16 protein-coding genes are annotated in these 17,428 nt (G+C 68.0%); 8 read left to right on the top strand and 8 right to left on the bottom strand.

What is annotated here, in order from left to right:
• Positions 1-93: 93 nt before the first annotated feature.
• Positions 94-651, top strand: coding sequence for a phasin family protein (locus AC1DYK_RS19360; RefSeq protein ID WP_442282454.1), 558 nt, complete (start codon positions 94-96; stop codon positions 649-651).
• Between the two features lie 155 nt (positions 652-806).
• Positions 807-1,565 carry a 3-hydroxyacyl-CoA dehydrogenase gene (locus AC1DYK_RS19355; protein WP_478167777.1) on the top strand — a complete coding sequence of 253 codons (759 nt, stop codon included), beginning with the start codon at positions 807-809 and terminating at the stop codon, positions 1,563-1,565.
• Here AC1DYK_RS19355 and AC1DYK_RS19350 read toward each other — a convergent pair.
• Positions 1,513-2,478, bottom strand: a complete 966-nt coding sequence (locus tag AC1DYK_RS19350; RefSeq protein ID WP_478167776.1) for a YihY/virulence factor BrkB family protein — start codon at positions 2,476-2,478, stop codon at positions 1,513-1,515. The two genes, AC1DYK_RS19355 and AC1DYK_RS19350, sit on opposite strands and share 53 nt — an antisense overlap.
• Positions 2,479-2,559: 81 nt before the next feature.
• Between AC1DYK_RS19350 and dnaG the strand changes: the two genes are divergently transcribed.
• The 4 genes from dnaG to AC1DYK_RS19330 all read left to right on the top strand — a co-directional run bounded on the left by dnaG (position 2,560) and on the right by AC1DYK_RS19330 (position 9,808).
• Positions 2,560-4,506, top strand: coding sequence for a DNA primase (gene dnaG, locus AC1DYK_RS19345; protein ID WP_478167775.1), 1,947 nt, complete (start codon positions 2,560-2,562; stop codon positions 4,504-4,506).
• 288 nt (positions 4,507-4,794) lie between these two features.
• A complete protein-coding gene (gene rpoD, locus AC1DYK_RS19340) occupies positions 4,795-7,110 on the top strand; it encodes an RNA polymerase sigma factor RpoD (RefSeq protein WP_478167774.1) in 2,316 nt (771 codons plus the stop codon).
• Positions 7,111-7,194: 84 nt separating this feature from the next.
• Entirely contained in the window at positions 7,195-8,436 is a 1,242-nt protein-coding gene (locus AC1DYK_RS19335; RefSeq protein ID WP_478167773.1) for a multidrug effflux MFS transporter, read from the top strand.
• 247 nt (positions 8,437-8,683) lie between these two features.
• A complete protein-coding gene (locus tag AC1DYK_RS19330; protein WP_478167772.1) occupies positions 8,684-9,808 on the top strand; it encodes an HPP family protein in 1,125 nt (374 codons plus the stop codon).
• Here AC1DYK_RS19330 and AC1DYK_RS19325 read toward each other — a convergent pair.
• Positions 9,753-10,712, bottom strand: coding sequence for a LysR family transcriptional regulator (locus tag AC1DYK_RS19325; protein WP_478167771.1), 960 nt, complete (start codon positions 10,710-10,712; stop codon positions 9,753-9,755). The genes AC1DYK_RS19330 and AC1DYK_RS19325 overlap by 56 nt on opposite strands.
• A gap of 77 nt (positions 10,713-10,789) precedes the next feature.
• Here AC1DYK_RS19325 and AC1DYK_RS19320 point away from each other — a divergent pair, with 77 nt between their 5' ends.
• Together AC1DYK_RS19320 and AC1DYK_RS19315 are read left to right on the top strand one after the other, a co-directional pair.
• Positions 10,790-11,482, top strand: a complete 693-nt coding sequence (locus tag AC1DYK_RS19320) for a DsbA family protein (protein ID WP_478167770.1) — start codon at positions 10,790-10,792, stop codon at positions 11,480-11,482.
• A gap of 44 nt (positions 11,483-11,526) precedes the next feature.
• Positions 11,527-12,144 carry an NAD(P)-dependent oxidoreductase gene (locus tag AC1DYK_RS19315; RefSeq protein ID WP_478167769.1) on the top strand — a complete coding sequence of 206 codons (618 nt, stop codon included), beginning with the start codon at positions 11,527-11,529 and terminating at the stop codon, positions 12,142-12,144.
• A gap of 124 nt (positions 12,145-12,268) precedes the next feature.
• On the opposite strand, the gene AC1DYK_RS19310 is transcribed toward AC1DYK_RS19315, so the two are convergent.
• From AC1DYK_RS19310 to AC1DYK_RS19285, 6 genes are read right to left on the bottom strand one after another with little or no spacing between them, the layout of a single operon-like run.
• Positions 12,269-12,661: an SRPBCC family protein gene (locus AC1DYK_RS19310; protein ID WP_478167768.1), complete on the bottom strand. Its 393-nt coding sequence runs from the start codon at positions 12,659-12,661 to the stop codon at positions 12,269-12,271.
• 55 nt (positions 12,662-12,716) lie between these two features.
• Positions 12,717-13,421: an ABC transporter ATP-binding protein gene (locus tag AC1DYK_RS19305; RefSeq protein ID WP_478086351.1), complete on the bottom strand. Its 705-nt coding sequence runs from the start codon at positions 13,419-13,421 to the stop codon at positions 12,717-12,719.
• Positions 13,414-14,187, bottom strand: a complete 774-nt coding sequence (locus AC1DYK_RS19300) for an ABC transporter ATP-binding protein (protein ID WP_478167767.1) — start codon at positions 14,185-14,187, stop codon at positions 13,414-13,416. Before AC1DYK_RS19300 ends, AC1DYK_RS19305 begins: the two co-directional genes overlap by 8 nt.
• A complete protein-coding gene (locus AC1DYK_RS19295) occupies positions 14,184-15,239 on the bottom strand; it encodes a branched-chain amino acid ABC transporter permease (RefSeq protein ID WP_478167766.1) in 1,056 nt (351 codons plus the stop codon). Before AC1DYK_RS19295 ends, AC1DYK_RS19300 begins: the two co-directional genes overlap by 4 nt.
• Positions 15,239-16,111: a branched-chain amino acid ABC transporter permease gene (locus AC1DYK_RS19290; protein WP_478167765.1), complete on the bottom strand. Its 873-nt coding sequence runs from the start codon at positions 16,109-16,111 to the stop codon at positions 15,239-15,241. Before AC1DYK_RS19290 ends, AC1DYK_RS19295 begins: the two co-directional genes overlap by 1 nt.
• 27 nt (positions 16,112-16,138) lie before the next feature.
• A complete protein-coding gene (locus AC1DYK_RS19285) occupies positions 16,139-17,311 on the bottom strand; it encodes an ABC transporter substrate-binding protein (protein ID WP_478167764.1) in 1,173 nt (390 codons plus the stop codon).
• Positions 17,312-17,428: the final 117 nt, after the last annotated feature.

Raw genomic sequence — 17,428 nt, 5'->3', positions numbered from 1 at the left:
CTGCCTATACTTGAGGCCATGCTGCACCGCAACATGAGTGAAGGGGCAGCTCAAAGCGAGATCCGACCTTTTCAATTCAACTGGAGCATCCACATGTCCCTCACCGCCGACCAAATCATCTCTTCGCAAAAAGCCGGCCTCGAAACCCTGTTCGGTCTGACGACCAAGGCCTTCGAAGGCGTCGAGAAGCTTGTCGAACTGAACGTGACCGCCTCCAAGGCTGCGCTCAGCGAAGCCGCCGGCACCACGCAAGCCCTGCTCAGCGTCAAGGACGCGCAAGAACTGCTGTCGCTGCAAGCCAGCCTGTTCCAGCCCCTGGCCGAGAAGACCGCTGCCTACAGCCGTCACCTGTACGACATCGCCCAAGGCACCGGCGCCGAATTCACCAAGGCTTTCGAAGTCAAGGCCGCTGAAGCCCAGCAAGCCTTCGTCGGCCTGGTCGACAGCGCCGCCAAGAACGCCCCGGCCGGTTCGGAAACCGCCGTTGCCGTGATGAAGAGCGCCGTGGCTGCCGCCAACAACGCTTTCGAATCGGTGCAGAAGGCCGTCAAGCAAGCTTCCGACGTCGCCGAAGCGAACTTCCAGGCCGTGCAGACCACCGCCGTGAACGCTGCCAAGAGCACCGCTCAGACCGCGACCCGCAAGCGCTGAGCTTAGCCGGCCTCTCTTCAAAGCCCGCTTCGAGCGGGCGACGATTGTCTCCTTGGGTCCTTCGGGATCCAATTCAGGGCCCTGTCTTCGGACAGGGCCTTTTTTTTGGGTGGTTCCGCTCTTCGATAATGGCCGGCACACATCTGGAGATCGACATGGAAATCAACGGCAAGGTTTTTATCGTGACGGGCGGCGCTTCGGGCCTGGGCGAAGGCACGGCGCGGATGCTCGCGGTGAACGGCGGCAAGGTGGTGATCGCCGACATGCAGGCCGAAAAAGGCGAAGCTGTCGCAAAGGAGATCGGCGGGGTTTTCGTCAAGTGCGACGTCAGCCAGGAGGCCGACGGCCAGGCGGTGGTCGCGGCGGCGCAGAAGCTGGGCAAGCTGGTCGGGCTGGTCAATTGCGCGGGCATCGCGCCGGCCGAGAAGACCGTGGGCAAGAACGGGCCGCACGCGCTGGCGGTGTTCAGCAAGACCGTCACGGTCAACCTGATCGGCAGCTTCAACATGATCCGGCTCGCCGCCGACGCCATGGGCAAGAACGAGCCCGAAGCCACCGGCGAGCGCGGCGTGCTGATCTCGACCGCCTCGGTCGCGGCCTACGACGGCCAGATCGGGCAGGCCGCCTACAGCGCCTCGAAGGGCGGCGTGGTCGGCATGACGCTGCCTATCGCGCGCGACCTGGCACGCAGCGGCATCCGCAACATGACGATCGCGCCCGGCATCTTCGGCACGCCCATGCTGTTCGGCATGCCCCAGGAAGTGCAGGACGCGCTGGCCGCCAGCGTGCCCTTCCCTTCGCGCCTGGGCACGCCCGAGGACTACGCCAAGCTCGCGAAGCACATCATCGAGAACGACATGCTCAATGGCGAGGTGATCCGACTCGACGGCGCGATCCGGCTGGCGCCGCGCTAATCTCGCCCAGGCCGCCCTCCTGGTCCTCGGGCGGCTTGAGGCTTCCGGTTCGCTCCAGGCGCTCGAACTGGGCAATCACCTGGGCGCCGAAGAGCACCAGCGTGGCCGCGATCTCGAGGCTCAGCAGCACCACGATCGCGGTCGTCAGTGAGCCGTAGACCACGTTGACCTGCGACAGGGTCGCGAAATAGAGCACCAGCACCCGCCGCGTGACCTCCCACAGCAGCGCCGCGGTCACGCCGCCGATCAGCGCATGGCGCAGCCGCAGCCGGCCCACCGGCATCACCAGGTAGAGCGAGGTCAGCATGAAGATCTCGCCGCCCAGCCCCAGCAGGTACAGCAGCACCCCCGAGACGCCCGACAGCGACCAGCGGTAGCCCAGCAACTCGACGCTCTCCTCCCCGATCACCTGCAGCGCGCCCGACACCAGCGTCACCAGCAGCAGCCCGATGCACAGGCACAGGATGTAGATGTAGGGCATCACCACCGAGACCAGGTAGTGGCGCGAATGCTCGGCCTTGCGGTGGTGGAAGATCACCGACATCGCGCTTTCGAGCACCGTGAAGGCCAGCGAGCTGAAGAAGATCATCGTCACCAGCAACACCGGCCCGAGCACCTCGGCGTGGTTCAGGAAGTTCGACAGTTCGGCGACGATCGCGCGCGACTGCCCCGGCAGCAGCCATTCGAGGTAGCGCCCGACCGCGCTCAGCAGGGCCGCCTGATCGATGAACTGCGACAGCGCGATCACGCTGACGATCAGCAGGGGCACGATCGACAGCAGGGCGTAGTAGGCGACGGCGCCCGCCAGCAGCAGGCCCTGGTTGGCCTTGAAGCTCTTGAGGGCCTGCCAGGCGAAGCGCAGCGGATGGCGCAGCACGGGGCCGGCCGCATGGGTGATGGAATGGCGGATCATTCGGTGGTTCCGGGCCATCGGCGGTTCGTGGGGCCGGTGCGGGCTTGACGGCTTGCGTATCATTTGGAGTTCCGAGCCTACATGACCATCCCCGCTTCTTTCATCCAGGAACTGATCGCACGCGCAGACGTGGTCGAAATCGTCGGACGCTACGTCCAGCTCAAGAAGGCAGGCGCCAATTTCATGGGCCTGTGCCCCTTCCACGGGGAAAAATCGCCCTCGTTCTCGGTCAGCCCGACCAAGCAGTTCTATCACTGCTTCGGCTGCGGGGTGCACGGCAACGCGATCGGCTTCCTGATGGAGCACGCCGGCATGGGTTTCGTCGAGGCGGTGCACGACCTGGCCGGCCAGTACGGCCTGCAGGTGCCCGAAGACGATGCCTCGCCCGAGGAGCGCGCCCGCGCAGCCGGCCAACGCCAGAAGCAGGCCACGCTGTCCGAGGTGCTCGAGAAGGCCGGCGAGGCCTACCGCAAGCAGTTGCGCCAGTCGCCCGGGGCCATCGAGTACCTCAAGGGCCGCGGCGTCTCGGGCGAGATCGCCAGGCAATTCGGCATCGGCTATGCGCCGGCCGGCTGGCGCTCGCTGGCCAGCGTGTTTCCGGACTACGACGATCCGCTCCTGGCCGAAAGCGGCCTGGTGATCGTCGGCGAGGCCGACGAAGGCGGCGACGCCAAGCGCTACGACCGCTTCCGCGACCGCGTGATGTTCCCGATCCGCAACGTCAAGGGCGAATGCATCGGCTTCGGCGGCCGGGTGCTCGGCGACGAGAAGCCCAAGTACCTGAATTCGCCCGAAACCCCGGTTTTCAGCAAGGGACGCGAGCTCTACGGCCTCTACGAGGCGCGCGCGGCCTTCCGCGACCGCGGCTATGCGCTGGTCACCGAGGGCTACATGGACGTGGTGGCGCTGGCGCAGCTGGGCTTCCCGAATGCGGTGGCGACGCTCGGCACCGCCTGCACGCCCGAACACGTCCAGAAGCTGTTCCGCTTCACCGAATCGGTGGTCTTCAGCTTCGACGGCGACAGCGCCGGCCGGCGCGCCGCGCGCAAGGCGCTCGACGGCGCCCTGGCCTATGCCACCGACGTGCGCAGCATCAAGTTCCTGTTCCTGCCGGCCGAGCACGACCCCGACAGCTTCATCCGCGAGTTCGGCGCCGATGCCTTCGCGCGTTTCGTGAGCGAGGCCACGCCCCTGAGCCGCTTCCTGATCGAGGCGGCGCGCGAAGGCTGCGAGCTGTCGAGCGCCGAAGGCCGGGCCCACATGGCGAGCAATGCCCGGCCGCTGTGGAGCGCGCTGCCCGAGGGGGCGCTCAAGCGCCAGCTGCTGAGCGAGCTGGCCGCCCTGGCGCAGCTCAGCGCCCAGGAGCTCGGCGAGCTCTGGGCGCCCGCAGCGGCACCGCGGCCGCCAGCCCCGGCGCCGGCCCGCGCCCCCGCGCCCTTTTCCGATGACGACTGGGACAGCCGCGACCAGTGGTTCGACGAGCAATCGCGCGCCGGCCCAGGAAAAAAGCGCTTCAAGTCCTTCCGCCCGCCCGCCCCGCGCCCTCCGCCCGGCGGGCGCCGCCTGCCGACCAGCCGGGCCGACGTAGCGGCACGGCTGGTGCTTTCGAATCCTGCCGAATGGGAGGCGCTGTCGCACGAACTGCACGCCCTGCTGTGCGACCTCCCCGGCGACCACGGCCAGCTCTTCGCCTGGCTCGACAGCCAGGCCCACGAGCACGGCACCCAACCCTGGGCGGCGTTGCGCGAGGGCCTGCGCGGCCTCGCCTTCGAGTCGCTGGCGGTGCGGGTCATGACCGGCTCCGACGGCGGCCCGGTCGGCGACGCCGAGGGCGAGCAGGCGGCCGACGCGGCCCGGGAGCTGCGCAATGTCCTCGACTACATGCTGGACGACCTGCTCAAGGCCCAGCAGAGCGAGGCGATCGCCGCCGTCGGCAGCGATCCACGGGCGCTGGAGCGCTACAAGGCGCTCGAGATGCGCCGGCTGGAGTTGCGCAATCGCCTCAATCCGAGCTCAAACAGTGCTTGAAAAACGCACAGCGCGCTATAATGTAAGGCTTAGTTAGACGCTAGCGTCTGGCGAATTAGGCAAGAGCGACAGCAGCACCTCCGGGCCGACCCCATGCGCAATGCACTTCCCAACGGGAAACGGGTCAATACACCGCAAGGACTGCACACCAAATGTTCGCCCGACATCTTGCCTTTTGACGGCTGTTCGAGGATTCATGTCCCCGACGCCGCAGTGTTTGTGCTCCTGCCTGCGCCGGGTTTGAGGCGCGTGTGATTCCGCTTGGTCCATCTTGTTGTACGAGGTCGTATGCCCAGTTCAAAGAAGCCTGCCGTGTCCGCTGCCAAGAAGCTCGCTGCAGAAAAACCGTCGAAGTCCGCCGCGCTGCAGGCAACCAAGACGGCTGCCGTCGCCTCCAAGGCGTCTGCCGCAACGAAAGTGAAAACCGTGCCCACCAAAACGACTGTCCCTGCCGAACCCACCACCGCCAAGCCCGCCGCCAAGAAAGTAGGCCGTCCGCCCAAGGCCGCCGGCACCTCCACCGCCACCGGCGCCAAGCGCGGCCGCAAGCCCAAGGCCGGCAACGAAGCGACGTCCAGCGACGTCGACCTGTCCGACATCGAGGACGAACTGGTCGGTGAAGAACCGGCGGCCACGACGACCGAGGAAAAGGTCAAGCCGCTGCGCATGAAGATCAGCAAGGCGAAGGAACGCGCCTTGATGAAGGAGTTCGGCCTCGACGAGACCGTCCTGTCCGAGGAAGACCTGGCCAAGCGCCGTTCGCGCCTGAAGACCCTGATCACGCTGGGCAAGACCCGCGGCTACCTCACGCACGGCGAAATCTCCGACCACCTGCCCGACAAGCTGGTCGACGCCGAGACCATGGAAGTCGTGGTCACCATGCTCAACGACATGGGCGTGGCCGTCTACGAGCAGACGCCCGACGCCGAAACGCTGCTGCTGAACAACACCGCCCCGACCGCCACCACGGTCGAGGAAGCTGAAGAAGAAGCCGAAGCCGCCCTGTCCACGGTGGACAGCGAGTTCGGCCGCACCACCGACCCGGTCCGCATGTACATGCGCGAAATGGGCACGGTCGAGCTGCTGACGCGCGAAGGCGAAATCGAAATCGCCAAGCGCATCGAAGGCGGCCTGATGGCCATGATGGAAGCGATCTCGGCTTCGCCCGCGACCATCGCCGCGATCCTCGAAATGGCCGCCACGATCCGTGATGGCAAGGTCGTGATCTCGACCATCGTCGACGGCTTCTCGAACCCCAACGAGGCCGACGACTACGTGGCCGAGGAAGACTTCGACGAGTTCGACGAGGAAGACGACGACGACGGCAAGGGCGGCTCCAAGGCCCTGACCAAGAAGCTCGAGGAACTCAAGCGCGACGCGCTCGAGCGCTTCGATCGCATCGCCGTGCTGTTCGAGAAGATCCACAAGATCTACGAAAAAGAAGGCTACGGCACGCCGGCGTACACCAAGGCGCAGCAGGCCGTGTCCGAAGAGCTGATGACCATCCGCTTCACGGCCCGCACGATCGAGAAGCTGTGCGACCTGGTTCGCACCCAGGTCGACGACGTCCGCAAGAAGGAGCGCGAGCTGCGCCGCATCATCGTGGACAAGTGCGGCTTCCCGCAGGAAGAGTTCATCCGCGACTTCAGCGGCTACGACAAGAACGGCAACCGCGTCGCCTCCAACCTGCTCAACCTCAAGTGGGTCGAGAAGCAGGCCGCTTCGGCCAAGCCCTGGAGCGCCGTGATGGCGCGCAACATCCCTCCGGTGCAGGAACTGCAGCAGCGCCTGACCGACATCCAGTCGCGCGTCGTGGTGCCGCTGGCCGAGCTCAAGGACATCAACAAGCGCATGAACGAGGGCGAATCCTCCTCGCGCGATGCCAAGAAGGAAATGATCGAGGCCAACCTGCGCCTCGTGATCTCGATCGCCAAGAAGTACACCAACCGCGGCCTGCAGTTCCTGGACCTGATCCAGGAAGGCAACATCGGCCTGATGAAGGCGGTCGACAAGTTCGAATACCGTCGCGGCTACAAGTTCTCGACCTATGCGACGTGGTGGATCCGCCAGGCCATCACCCGCTCGATCGCCGACCAGGCGCGCACCATCCGCATCCCGGTGCACATGATCGAGACCATCAACAAGATGAACCGCATCAGCCGCCAGCATCTGCAGGAGTTCGGCTTCGAGCCCGACGCCGGCATCCTGGCCGCCAAGATGGAGATCCCGGAAGACAAGATCCGCAAGATCATGAAGATCGCGAAGGAGCCGATCTCGATGGAAACCCCCATCGGCGACGACGACGATTCGCACCTGGGCGACTTCATCGAGGACAGCAGCAACACGGCGCCGATCGAGGCCGCGATGCAGGCCGGCCTGCGCGACGTGGTCAAGGACATCCTCGACAGCCTGACGCCGCGCGAAGCCAAGGTGCTGCGCATGCGCTTCGGCATCGAGATGTCGACCGACCACACGCTGGAAGAAGTCGGCAAGCAGTTCGACGTGACGCGCGAGCGCATCCGCCAGATCGAAGCCAAGGCGCTGCGCAAGCTCAAGCACCCGAGCCGCTCGGACAAGCTGCGCAGCTTTATTGATACCCTGTAGGCTCGCTGCAAGCCGGACAAGAAAGGCGCCTTCGGGCGCCCTTCTTTTTTCAAGAGCACCAAGAACCGACCGGAGACACCGACCATGAACCCCGATGCCGACAAACTCTGGCGCGCGCCGCGCTGGGCGCTGGCCGTGCTGCTGGCGGTGCTGGGCATGCTGGGCCCGTTCTCCATCGACACCTACATCCCGGCCTTCTCGGGCATCGCGCGCTCGATCGGCGCCACGCCGGGCGAGATGCAGCAGACGCTGTCGGCCTACCTGTTCGGCTTCGCCTTCATGAACCTGTTCCACGGCGCGCTGTCGGACAGCTTCGGGCGCCGGCCGGTGGTGCTGTGGGGCCTGGCGGTCTTCACCGTGGCATCGCTGGGATGCGCGCTGTCGCAGACCATCGGGCAGTTGGTCCTGTTCCGGGCGTTGCAGGGCCTGTCGACGGGTGCCGGGATCGTCGTCTCGCGCGCGGTGATCCGCGACATGTTCCCGCCGGCCGAGGCGCAGAAGGTCATGAGCCAGGTGACGATCTATTTCGGCGTCGCGCCGGCGATCGCGCCGATCGTGGGCGGCTTCCTGTTCGTCCACCTCGGCTGGCACAGCATCTTCTGGTTCCTGGTCGGGGTCGGCGTGGTGCTGTGGGTTGCCAACTTCAAGCTGCTGCCCGAGACGCTGCACCTGGACCAGCGCCAGCCCTTCGAGGTCCGGCACCTGATGCGCGGCTACTGGGACCTGTGCTCCGACCCGCGCTTTCTGCTGCTGGCGCTGGCCAGCGGCGTGCCGTTCAACGGCATGTTCCTCTACGTGCTGGCGGCTCCGGCCTTCCTCGGCGATCACCTCGCGCTGGCGCCGACGCAGTTCTTCTGGTTCTTCATCCTGACCATCGGCGGCATCATGGCCGGCGCCTGGGCCAGCGGCCGCATGGCCGGCAAGGTGGCACCGAAGCGCCAGATCCGCGACGGCTTCGTGATCATGCTGGCGACTTCGGTCGTCAACGTGGCCGCCAACGCCCTCTTCCCGCCGCATGCCGCCTGGGCGCTCTGGCCGCTGGCGGTGTTCGCCTTCGGCTGGGCGCTGATGGTGCCGGTGGTGACGCTGCTGGTGCTCGACCTCCACCCCGAGCGCCGTGGCATGGCCTCGTCGCTGCAGGCGGTGATCGGCTCCACGGCCAACGGCGTCGTCGCCGGCGTGATCGCGCCGCTGGTGATGCACTCCACGCTGTGGCTGGCCGCCACCTCGCTGCTGATGCTCAGCGTCGGGCTGGTGGCCTGGGTCTGGCTGCACGGGCGCTGGCCCGAGATCGGGCGACTGGTCGCCGGCGGCGAGGCAGCCTGATGACGCCCACCCCCGTTGCTTGCTCACTTCGTGTAGCCGCCTCCGAGTCGCCGCCGGAGGTGGCGGCTCTTCGGGGCCGTCCGAGCCGTCCGAGCCTGCGCAGGCAGGCTCGGAGCCGCGGCCCTCAGCCCCTCAAGGGGGCAACACCAGCGGCCCGGCAAAGCCGGTTCCGCGGTGCACCTGGCCTCGGGCAGCGACGACTTCATGCGCCGCGCGCCACGCCCCTGCCCGGCGCAAAGACGAAGTGATGCGGACCGAAGACCTGCGGAGTTTCGCGCGCGCCTGGTTGCCAGGCCGGACCCCGGTCGATGGACGCGAACGCCTGCGCGCGGCCGCGGGCGCCGCGTTCGGGCTGCTGTTCACCGGGCTGGTTTGCGAATGGCTGGCCGGCGGCAGCGGCTGGCTGGTCGCGCCGCTGGGCGCCAGCGCGGTGCTGGTGTTCGCGCTGCCGGCCAGCCCCCTGGCGCAACCCTGGCCCGTGATCGGCGGCAACACCCTCGCGGCGCTGGTCGGCGTCGCCTGCGCCCGCTGGCTGCCCGACGCCGTCTGGGTCGGTGCGCTGGCGACCGCGCTGGCCATCAGCCTGATGTTCGCGCTGCGCTGCCTGCACCCGCCGGGCGGCGCCGTGGCGCTGCTGGCCGTGCTCACGCACACCGGCGAACTGCCTTTCGCCTTCCTGCCGGTGATGGTCGATTCGCTGCTGCTGGTGCTGGCCGGCGTGGCCTACAACAGCCTGACCGGCCGCCGCTACCCGCATGTGCAGCTGGCGCCGCGCCAGCCCACGGCCGATACCCGCTTCAGCTCCGCCGACATCGACGCCGTGCTGGCACGCTACAACCAGGTGCTGGACATCAGCCGCGACGACCTGGAAACCCTGATCCGGGAGACCGAGATGGAATCCTGGCGCCGGCGGCTGGGCACGGTGCGCTGCGTCGACATCATGTCGCGCGAGCCGGTGGTGGCCGAGTTCGGCACGCCCTTGCAGGAGGCCTGGTCGCTGATGCACGAGCGCCGCATCAAGGCGCTGCCGGTGATCGACCGCACGCGTCGGGTGGTCGGGATCGTCACCCAGGCCGACTTCTTCCGCCAGATCGACCTGCAGCACCACGACGGCATCGGCGGGCGGCTGCGCGACCTGATCCGCGCGACCCGCAGCGTGATGTCGAGCAAGCCCGAAGTGGTGGGCCAGATCATGACGCGCCAGGTGCGCGTGGCCAGCGAGGAGCGCCCGCTGGCGGAGCTGGTGCCACTGTTCTCCGAAGGCGGGCACCACCACATTCCGATCATCGACAGCGAGCGCCGCCTCACCGGCATGATCACGCAGTCGGATTTCGTGCGCGCGCTCTACCGCGCGGTGGGGCCGGAGGGCTGAGTTCCTGCGGCGGCCAGTGGGCCGGGTCGGCGAAGCGCAGCACCAGGAAATCCAGCAGCACCCGCAGCGACGCCGGCATCTGGCGCCGCGACGCGTAGACGCCATAGACCCCCAGGCCTTGCGGCACGAAGCCGGGCAGCAGCGCCACCAGCCGGCCCTGCGCGATCGGACCGTTGGCCGAATAGGCTGGCTGCATCGCGATGCCGGCGCCCTCGAGGGCCGCCGCCAGCAGCACCTGCGACTCGTTGGCGCTGAGCCTCCCGCTGACCGGCACCGCGATGCGCTCGTCGCCATGATCGAACTGCCACAGGCTCTTGCCGAAGTAGGAGTAGGTCAGGCAGTTGTGGGTCGCCAGGTCCTGCACGCTGTGCGGCGTGCCGTGCGCGGCCAGATAGGCGGGCGAGGCGCAGATCACCGAAGCGCAGCGGCCCAGCGGGCGGGCGATCAGGTTCGGGTCGAGTTCGTTGGTGATGCGGATCGCCAGGTCGATGCGCTCCTCGACCAGATTCACCGGCCGGGCATCGATGTGGAGGTCGATCGCTGCTTGGCGGTAGCGGCGCAGGTAGTCGGCGACCGCCGACGCGAGCACGTCCTGGGCCAGCGACTGCGCGCAGGCGACGCGCAGCAGGCCACGGGGCTGGTCCGCCCCGGCGCTGGAGGCCATTGYCATCTCGGCCGCGGCCTCGAGCATCCGGCGGCAGCGCGCCAGCGTTTCCTCGCCGGCCTCCGTGAGGCTCAGCCGGCGCGTCGTGCGATGCAGCAGCCGCGCGCCGGCCCACTGCTCCATCTGCGCAAGGTAGCGGGTGACCATGGCGCGCGACATGTCGAGCGCCTCGGCGGCGGCGGTCATGCTGCCGCGCTCGGCGATCCGGACGAAAACCTCGGCGGCGGTGATGCGGTCCATATTCGATCGATTCAAGCAACAAATAATTGCATGCTACGGGGTTTTTTGATCGAATCAAGAAACATACGATTCGGGCCATGACTGAATCGTCCCCCCTTCCCCGGCGCGCGATCCTGCACTATGTCTTCGATCCGCTGTGCGGCTGGTGCTATGCCGCGGCGCCGTTGATCGAAGCCGCGCGCAGCGTGCCGGCCCTGTCCATCGAATTCCACGGCGGCGGCATGCTCACCGGCAGCAACCGGCGCGCCATCACGCCCGAATGGCGCGACTACGTGATGCCGCATGACCATCGCATCGCCCAACTCAGCGGCCAGCCCTTCGGCGCCGCCTACTTCGACGGACTCCTGAACGACACCGGCGCGACGCTGGACTCCGCGCCGCCATTGACCGCGGTGCTCGCGGCCGAGGCAGAGGCCGGCCGGGGGCTGGACATGATCGAGCGCGTGCAGCGCGCCCATTATGTCGAAGGCCGCCGCATCGCCGAGGCAGCGGTCCTGCGCGAACTGGCTGCAGAACTCGGCCTCGATGCCGCGGCCTATTCCGACACCTTCGACTTCCTGGCCGGCGAGCCCACCCAGCGCCATATCGACGACAGCCGGCGCTGGCTGGACAGGGCCGGCGGACAAGGCTTTCCGACCCTGGCGCTCGCCACCGCCGACGGCCGGCTGACGCCGCTGGACACCGGCCGCTACCTCGGCCGACCCGAGGCCTGGGCCGCGCAACTCGACGCCCTGATCGACGCACTGCCGCCGACGGCTTCGTTCGGCTGAAGCACGGCATCGCCCTTTTTCCAACCACCACCCAAGGATCCCACATGAGCAAGATCGCCCTCCTCGGCATCACCGGCCGCGCCGGTTCACGCATCGCCCACGAACTGCTGGCGCGCGGCCACAGCGTCACCGGCATCGCGCGCAAGGTCGACGGCGTCGAAGCCCGACCCGGGCTGACCGTGAAGACCGCCGACGCGACATCGGTCGACGCCCTGGTTCCCCTGTTGCGCGGCCATGACGCCGTGCTCAGCGCGACCCGCTTCGCCGGCGGCACCGATGCCGCCACCCTCGTCGCTGCGGCCAGGAAGGCCGGCGTGCCGCGCCTGCTGGTGGTCGGCGGCGCCGGCAGCCTGGAGGTCGCGCCGGGGGTGGCGCTGCTCGACACGCCCGGCTTCCCCGACGCCTACAAGCCCGAAGCGAAGGCCGGCGGCGTGATGCTGGCCGCGCTGCGGGCGGAAAAGTCGCTCGACTGGACCTTCCTGTCGCCCTCCGCGATCTTCGAGCCGGGCCCGCGCACGAGGAGGTTCCGGCTCGGCGGCGACGGCCTGCTGAGCGATGCGAACGGCAAGAGCTGGATCTCGATGGAGGACTACGCGATCGCCATGGTCGACGAGATCGAATCTCCGAAGCACTCCCGCCAGCGCTTCACCGTGGGGTATTGAGCACACCCCCAGGTTGGCCTCACTTCGTGTGGCCGCCCACCCCCTTGCAGGGGGCGCCGCGCTGCGGCCCGGCGGAGCCGGTTCCGCCGCGGCTCCCGTGAAGAGCGCGTGGCGGAGGCTGGACTCAAGCTTCCAGGGTCTTCTTCATCGCCCGCATTCCGTCGGCGATCATGGCGGCGATCGGCGCCGCCATCTCGTTCGGCGTCAGGTCGGCGATCCAGACCAGGCGGCTGTGGGTGGCGTCTTCGGCGAACACCTGCAGCGAGGCGTTGTGGTGCGTCAGGCGCCCCCCGCTCGCGGACCAGGCGAGGCGCCGCGCCGCATCGTCGCAATCGACGATCAGCTCGCGCGCCACGAGGCCGTTGGCGAAGGTGACGATGCGGGTGCCGCCCTCGAGCCAGCAGTCGGTCACGAAGCCCGGCACCAGCCGGCGGTGGATCTCGCCAACGTCGCGCACCGCGTCCCAGATTGTCTCGGCGCTCGCCGCGACCTGGATTTCCTGTCGAATCGATGCCATGGTTCGCCTTTCCGATCAGCCTGGATCGTGGCCCGCGAGTGTAGGCCGATGCGCCCTAGCGGCCAACCCCGAGCAGGCGTTCCAGCACCTCGGGCTGGGCACGCAGGGTGGCCGCATGGTCGGCGTGCACCACGGTGCCGTGGTCCAGCACCACCGCCTCGTCGGAAATCGCAAGGATCGCCTGCGGATGCTGCTCGACGATGATGGCCGCCAGGCCCTCGTCGCGGGTGATGCGGCGGATGGCGCGCAGCAGTTCCTCGACGATGATCGGCGCCAGTCCCTCGAGCGGCTCGTCGAGCAGCAGCAGCGTCGGGTTCAGCACCAGCGCCCGGCCGACCGCGAGCATCTGCTGCTCGCCGCCCGACAGCTGCGTGCCCAGGTTGCCCTTGCGCTCCGCGAGGCGCGGGAACATCTCGTAGACGCGCTGCGGGTTCCAGCGCCCGGGCCGCTCCACCGCCGTGAGGTTCTCGTGCACCGTGAGCGACTTGAAGATGTTGCGCTCCTGCGGCACCCAGCCGATGCCCGCCGCGGCGCGCTGGTGCGGCGGCAGCTTGTGCAGCGCCGCGCCGCCCAGCGTGATGCTGCCGCCGTGCTGGCGCGTCGCGCCGGCCAGCGTGTTGATCAGCGTGGTCTTGCCGGTGCCGTTGCGGCCCAGCAGCGCCAGTGTCTGGCCTTCGCCGAGCGCCAGCGCGATGTCGTGCACAACCACGGCCTCGCCATAGCCGGCGCTCAGGTTCTCGATGCGAAGCAATTCACTCATGCACGGCTCCATGGCCGAGATAGACCTCTTTCACCTTGGGATCGTTGGCGATCGTGTCCGGGTCGCCCTCGGTCAGCAGCGAGCCGTTGACCAGCACGGTCATGCGGTCGGCGAAGCTGAACACCAGGTCCATGTCGTGCTCGATCAGGAGCACCGACACGTCGGCCGGCAGCGCCGCCACGGTCTCCAGCAGCTCTTCGCGCTCGCCGGCCGGCACGCCGGCCACGGGCTCGTCGAGCAGCAGCACGCGCGGCTCGCAGGCCAGCGCGATCGCGATCTCGAGCAGCCGGCGCTTGCCGTAGGCCAGGTGCCTGGTCTGCTGCTGCGCGACGTCGGCAAGCCGGAACTGCTCGAGCAACTGCCCGGCGCGCTCGGCCACGGCCTTCGACGACCCCAGCGGGCGCCACCATTGCGCGCCGACGCCGGTGTGCTGCGACACCACCAGCGCCAGCGTCTCCAGCGGCGTCATCGAATCGAACAGCTGGTTGATCTGGAAGGTGCGGACCATGCCGCGCGCGACCCGGCGGTGCGGCGCCAGGCGCGTGATGTCCTCGCCCTCGAGCACGATCCGGCCCGCGGTCGGCGTGAGCACGCCGGTCAGCAGGTTGATCAGCGTGGTCTTGCCGGCGCCGTTGGGACCGATCAGCGCATGGCGGGCGCCGCGCCGCAGGTTGAGCGAGACATCGTTGGTGGCCGTGATGCCGCCGAAGCGCATCACCAGGCCGGTGGCGGACAGCACGATCTCGCTCGCTGGAGTACGGCTCATGACCGGACCGCCTTTCGCGCGCCGAACCAGTTCCAGGGCTTCAAGAGCCGATCCCGCCCGACCAGCACCAGCAGCACCAGGATCAGGCCGATCCAGAACATCCAGTACTGCGGCGTGACGGTCGACAGCGTGTCCTGCAGCAGCTTGAAGACGATCGCGCCCGCGATGCCGCCATAGAGCCAGCCCACGCCGCCGATCACCAGCATCAGCAGCACGTCGGCCGAGCGGTCGAAGGCCAGCACGTCGAGCGAGGCGAAGCCGGTGGTCTGCGCCAGCAGCGCGCCCGCGGCGCCCGCGATCGCCGCAGCCACGGTGTAGATCACGGCCAGCCGCGAGACCACCGGGATGCCGATGGCCATCGCGCGCAGCCGGTTGTCGCGCACCGCCTTGAGCGTGGCGCCGAAGGGCGAGTGCACCAGTCGGCGCATCAGCAGGAACAGCAGCAGCATCACCGACAGCGAGTACCAGGCGGCCGTGCGACCGGAGATGTCGAAGGCGAAGAAGCCCAGAACCGGCCCCATCTCCACGCCCTGCAGGCCATCGGCGCCGCCGGTCAGCCAGTCGAGCTTGTTCGCGAGTTCGAGCAGCAGCAGCGCGGTGCCGAGCGTGACCATGAGGCGGGTCAGGTCGCTGCCGCGCAGGATGGTGATGCTCGCAACCGCGCCGAGGGCGGCCGACAGCACGACGGCCACCAGCAGGCCGACGGTCGGATCGGGCATCACGTGCTTGGCGAACAGCGCCGCGGCGTAGGCGCCGAAGCCGAAGAAGCCCGCGTGGCCGAGCGAGACGACGCCGGCATAGCCGAGGATCAGGTCGAGCGACATCGCGAACAGCGCGACGATGGCGATCTCGTTGATCATCAGCGCGTGCGAGGGCATGACCAGCGGCAGCACGAAGGCCAGCGCCCAGAGCGCGTATTCCCAGGGCCGCCAGCGCGCCTTTTCAAGCAACGGTTGCTGGAAGGACTGTGCCCCCACGCTCGGCACTCGCGTGTCCTCGCTGCCCCCCGAGGGGCCCTTCGCGCCTTGGGGCGGCCCGGCGTCGCTGGTCATCACTTGCCCCCCTTGCGCGTGAACAGCCCCTGCGGCCGCCACATCAGGATCAGGATGATGAGCAGGTAGACCGTGAAGGCGCCCATCTTCGGAATGAAGTACTTGCCGGCCACGTCGGCGATGCCGAGCAGCAGCGCGGCCAGCAGCGGCCCGGTGATCGACGAGGTGCCTCCGACCGACACCACGATGAGGAAATAGATCATGTACTTGAGCGGGAAGGTCGGGTCGAGCCCGAGGATCTCGGCGCCCAGGGCGCCGCCCAGTCCCGCCAGCCCCGAGCCCACCGCGAAGGTGAGCAGGAACACGACGTTGACGTTGATGCCCAGCCCGGCCGCCACGCGCGGGTCGTCGACCGCGGCGCGCAGCCGGCTGCCGAAGCGGGTTCTGGAGAGGATCAGCTGCAGCACCACGGTCAGGAGCGCGCAGACCGCGATGATGAAGATCCGGTAGTGGCCCATGCCCAGCAGCAGCGCGCCGTCGCCGATCTCGGTGCGGCCGCGCAGCCACTCGGGCAGGTGGATGTTCTGCTGCGAGGAGCCGACGAAGTAGTCGACCGCGGCCACCGCCATGAAGGCCAGGCCGATGGAAAACAGCACCTGGTCCAGGTGCGCCTTGCCGTACATCGGCCGGTAGAGCGTGCGTTCGAGCAGCGCCCCCGCCGCGCCGACCACCAGGAAGGCCAGCGGCAGGCAGAGCAGGAACGGCACGCCCAGCTTCTGCATCGCGAACACCGTGAGATAGCCCCCGGCCATCGCGAAGGCGCCGTGCGCGAGGTTGATGAAGTTCATCAGCCCCAGCGTCACGGCCAGGCCTACCGCGAGCACGAACAGCAGCATGCCGTAGGCGATGCCATCGAAAAGTATTGTCAGCATGCGACTGTCCGGAACCCTTTGGCTGGCTTACTTGGTCTTGCCCGGGTCCTTGACCTGCTTGATCACGTCGAACTCGATGTTGTAGAACTGCCCGTCCTTCTTCTCGACCTTGCGCAGGTAGACGTCCTGCGTGATGTCGCGGGTCTGGGCGTCGATCAGCACCGGGCCGCGCGGGCTCTCGAAGACCTGGCCCTTCATCGCGGCCAGCAGCGCGTCGCCGCCGCCCTGGCCCTTGGTGGTCTTGAGGGCCTCGTAGATCACGCGCATGCCGTCATAGCCGCCGATGGCCATGAAGTTCGGCCGCATGTTCTTGTTGGCCTTCTGGAAGTCTTCCACGAACTTCTTGTTCATGGCCGAGGGATGGGCCGCCGAGTAGTGGTGCGAGGTGACCACGCCGAGCGCGCCGTCGCCCATGTCGTTGAGCTGGTCGTCGTCGGTCACGTCGCCGGTGGCGATCATCTTGATGCCGGCCTTGTCCATGCCGCGCTCGAGGAACTGCTTCATCACCGCCGCACCGGCGCCCGAGGGCACGAAGACGAACAGCGCGTCGGGCTTGGCATCGCGCACCTTCTGCAGGAAAGGCGCGAAGTCGGGGTTGCGCAGCGGCACGCGCAGCTTCTCGATCACCTTGCCGCCGTTGAGCTCGAAACGCTCGCTGAAGTACTTCTCGGCATCGTTGCCCGGGCCGTAGTCGGCCACCAGCGTGACCACGGTCTTGACGCCGTTCTTCGGCGCCCAGTCGCCCATCGCGACCGAGACCTGCGGCAGCGTGAAGCTGGAGCGCACGATGTAGGGCGAGGCCTGGGTGATGCTCGAGGTCGCCGCGGCCATCACGACTTCGGGGGTCTTCGACTGGGTCGCGATCGGCGCCACGGCCAGCGCGGACGGCGTGATGCCGAAGCCGGCCAGCACGTTGACCTTGTCGTTGACCACCAGTTCCTGCGCGATGCGCTTGGTGACATCGGGCAGGCCGGTGTCGTCCTTGACGATCAGCTGGACCTTCTTGCCGGCGACCGTGTCGCCATGCTGCGCCATGTAAAGACGGGCGGCGGCTTCGATCTGGCGACCGGTGGAGGCCTGCTGACCGGTCATCGGCAGGATCATCCCGATCTTGAAGGTGTTGTCTTGCGCGTGGGCCAGGGGCATGGCCAGCGCGATGGCGGTCAGGCTGGCAGCCTGGACAAGGTGGCGACGAAGCATGGAACTCTCCTGATTCAATGGGATGCGGGACGGGGGATATTGTGACCAGATGCAAGCGAGCCCGGGCTCCGGCAAACACCTAGCGCTCGCCCCGGTGGAATCAAATTCTGCGCGATC

Source organism: Variovorax sp. P2_H12 (assembly GCF_056403395.1).
Note: the sequence above shows the minus strand (reverse complement) of the source record. Positions and strands in the feature narration are given on the sequence as shown.